Genomic DNA, 3475 nt, shown 5'->3' with positions numbered 1-3475 from the left:
CACCATTCACCATTCACCATTATTTATCTCTTTTCAGTAATAATTTTAAAACGAAAAGAGAAAAAAACTTGACAATAGTATTATCAACTTGTTATAATGTCACAAACCATTGGATAAGGAGGTTATCATGCTGGTAACACGATTCGATCCGTTCGCTGAAATCCGCGAACTTGAAAAACGACTTCTTGGAGCTGTAGATGTTCCGACCAAAGAAGACAAAGAGGTCGTCAACGCATTTCTTCCCAGCGTCAACACACGGGAAGACGAAAATGCCTATGTGGTCGAGGTTGATCTTCCGGGTGTGAAAAAAGAGGATATCAAGGTCAACATCGACCCGGAAAAACGCACATTGACCATCTCCGGTGAACGCAAGTTCAAAGAAGAGGTCAAAAAAGAGGACTACTACAAGATAGAGTCCAGCTACGGCAAATTCATGCGCACATTCTCTCTGCCAGAAAACGTCGATGCCGATCATATCGACGCCAAAACGGAGGATGGTGTGCTGCACATCACTCTGCCGAAGCTGAAAAAAGAGGAAAAAGAGGTCAAAGAGATCCCTGTTAAGTAAGCGAAGCGGCCCTTTCGGCCCTTCGCTCCCCTTCTTTCAATTTTCTTCAAGTCCCCCTATGCTATAAATCTTCTATATACACATATACAAAGACCAGGAGACTCTCCAATGAGCGATATTTTAAAGATCGGCAGTTACGAATTTTCGAGCCGACTCATCGTAGGCAGCGGCAAATATCCCGATTTTCAGACGACAAGAGATGCGACACTCGCGAGTGGTGCCGAGATGATCACCGTGGCGGTGCGCCGTGTCAACATCACCAATCCCGACGAAGAGAATCTGATGGACTACTTCAAAGATACCGATGTGCAGTTTCTTCCCAACAGCGCCGGATGTACGACGGCGGAAGAGGCGATCACCCTCTTCAGACTCACACGGGAGGCGACGGGCATCGACCTGATCAAGCTCGAAGTCATCGGCGACACCCAGAAGACACTCTATCCCGATGTCGTCGAAACGATCGAAGCGTGTGAAGTGCTTGCCAAGGACGGCTTCACCGTCATGGCCTACACCAACGACGATCCTATCATCGCGAAACGTCTCGAAGATGCGGGTGCCGCCGCCGTAATGCCGCTTGCCGCGCCCATTGGAAGCGGACTGGGAGTGCAAAACAGGTATAATGTGGTATTCGTCAAGGAAGCGGTCAGCGTGCCGGTCGTCGTGGATGCGGGGATCGGACAGGCGAGCGACGCCGCAGCCGCCATGGAGCTGGGAGCCGACGCCGTATTGACCAATACGGCCATCGCCCAGGCGAAAGAGCCGATCGTCATGGCGGAGGCGATGAAGCATGCCGTCATGGCCGGCCGCATGAGCTATCTGGCGGGACGTATTCCCAAGCGCCCCTATGCGACAGCATCGAGCCCGACGGAAGGAATGATTCAGTTCTGATGAACGCGGGCCCTCTATCGGAGAAAGAAGGATCTGCGATGCATTTCAACGGATTGAATGTCAAAAACGAGTTGAACGGCTGGATCGAGTCGAGCGATGCCAAAGGGTGTGTAGATCGGGAGCTCTATCGGCTCAAGCGATACGGCAGCCCCGTGACGATCGTCATGTATCGGACGGAAGATCCGGAGTTCGAGAAGAAGTTCCAACTTCACAGCCGGCGTACCGACCATCTGATACCGCTGGCCGACAGACACTATCTGCTGCTCTACGGCAATACCGAAATATCCAACACTATGAAAGCGATCGACAATCTACGGATTCATCTCGAACACGGTTCCGACAACACGAAAAACCGTATCGCCATTACACAGCTGAAGCCCGATGACGAGCTCAACGACGCGCTGAAGCGTCTGCTGACCCTTTTTGTCATCGCCACCCAGAACAACGACCGGATCGTCGACGATTCGTATCTGATGCGTTGAGAGGCTCTTTACCTTTACCGGAAGAGCCTCTCTCTTCGCTCCGTTATATTTTCAAAATTCCCATCAGGTTGAGCATCATGAAAATCAGCGCCACCGGCGCGATGTAGCGGATGCTGAATCGCCAGATGGCGAAATATCTCTCCCCCATTTCATGTTCGAGCGCCGCGTAGACACGCTCTTTCTGCAGCACATATCCCACAAAGATCGCGATCAGAAGACCGCCAAGAGGCAGAAGGATGGAGTCGGTCGTGTATTCGAGAATGTCGAAAAGAGGTTTGCCTCCGATGGAGAAGGTGCTTCCCCACGCCTTCGTATAGCTGAGGAGCGCTCCGACTCCGACGAGCCAGTAGACGAAGGAGGAGACGATGACCGCTCTGCTTCTGCTCCAGTCGAAACGGTCGATGAGATACTGGACGACAGGTTCCACCAGAGAGATGGCCGATGTCAGACCCGCGAAGGCCAGAGCCAGGAAGAAAAGCAGGGCCAGTACGGTGCCCAGGGTGCCGAAGCTTGATAGGACTACGGGCAGAGAGATGAAGACCAGCCCTGGGCCCTGGGCCGCCGGCGCTCCTTCGTGAAAAAGAAAGCTGTAGATGACCAGCCCCGCCACCAGTGCGATGAGCGTGTCCATGAAGGTGACGATGAAAGCGGTTTTGGTGATACTGGCGTTTTTAGGCAGGGAAGCCGCATAGGTCATGATCGCGCCCATGCCGAGGGATAGGGTGAAGAATGAGTGCCCTACGGCCCGGACGATCGCTTCGGAATTGATTTTGCTCCAGTCGGAGGCGAACATGAAATCCCATGCCTTGTCGAAACCGTCCAGCGTCGTGGCGTAGGCAAGCATTCCGAAAAGTATCAACAAAAGTGCCGGCATGAGTATGAGGTTGAACTTTTCGATACCCCCTTTGATTCCCCGATAGACGATATATCCCACCAGAAGCACCGCCACGGAGTGCCAGAAGATCTGAAGCCCCGCTTTTTGGCCGACCAGCGTGTCGAAAGTCTGTTTCGCCTCTGCGGTAGCGGTCGGAAGCCCCGAGAAAATTTCGAAGAGGTAGTAGAAGATCCATCCGATGACGACCGAATAGAATGTCATGATAATCAGGCCGTTGAAGCCCATGAATCCGGCGTATTTCCAACTTTTTCGGTTGGGAGGCGCCAGTTTTTCGAAGCTTCCTACCGTATCGAGACGGCCCAGTGCGCCGATCAGCATTTCGGCGACCATGACCGAAAATCCGACGAAGGCGATGGTGATGAGATAGACCAGTACGAAGGCGCCACCGCCGTACTCGCCCGTCATGTAGGGAAATTTCCAGATATTGCCCAAACCCACCGCCGATCCGGCAGCGGCCATGATGAATCCGATCCGACTGAATTGTGCGACTTTCATTTCAGATGCCCTTCTGGTAATAAGCTTGCTAAAAATAGCGACAATTATACCATTTTTGTTGACAACAAAAGGCTTTTAGACTATAATTGCAGTCCACTTTTGGACGGGGTGTAGCGCAGCCTGGTTAGCGCACCTGGTTTGGGACCA

At 52.5% G+C, this 3475-nt stretch carries 4 protein-coding genes; 3 read left to right on the top strand and 1 reads right to left on the bottom strand.

Features of this window, described 5'->3' with window-relative positions:
* The first annotated feature begins 127 nt into the window (after positions 1–127).
* The 3 genes from Q1K23_RS08645 to Q1K23_RS08635 all read left to right on the top strand — a co-directional run bounded on the left by Q1K23_RS08645 (position 128) and on the right by Q1K23_RS08635 (position 1938).
* Positions 128–568 (top strand): Hsp20/alpha crystallin family protein, encoded by a 441-nt coding sequence (locus Q1K23_RS08645; RefSeq protein ID WP_300363867.1) that lies wholly within the window; start codon positions 128–130, stop codon positions 566–568.
* Between the two features lie 108 nt (positions 569–676).
* Positions 677–1456 carry a thiazole synthase gene (locus Q1K23_RS08640; protein ID WP_300363865.1) on the top strand — a complete coding sequence of 260 codons (780 nt, stop codon included), beginning with the start codon at positions 677–679 and terminating at the stop codon, positions 1454–1456.
* 38 nt (positions 1457–1494) lie between these two features.
* The gene (locus tag Q1K23_RS08635) at positions 1495–1938 is read left to right on the top strand and encodes a hypothetical protein (RefSeq protein WP_300363864.1); all 444 of its coding nucleotides are present in this window, start codon (positions 1495–1497) and stop codon (positions 1936–1938) included.
* A gap of 43 nt (positions 1939–1981) precedes the next feature.
* On the opposite strand, the gene Q1K23_RS08630 is transcribed toward Q1K23_RS08635, so the two are convergent.
* Positions 1982–3328, bottom strand: a complete 1347-nt coding sequence (locus tag Q1K23_RS08630) for a sodium-dependent transporter (RefSeq protein ID WP_300363862.1) — start codon at positions 3326–3328, stop codon at positions 1982–1984.
* Positions 3329–3475: the final 147 nt, after the last annotated feature.

The sequence above is a fragment of the Hydrogenimonas sp. genome (assembly GCF_029933015.1).
Taxonomy (GTDB): Bacteria; Campylobacterota; Campylobacteria; order Campylobacterales; family Hydrogenimonadaceae; genus Hydrogenimonas.
The sequence above is the reverse complement of the archived record's forward strand: the minus strand, read 5'-3'. Positions and strand labels throughout refer to the sequence as shown.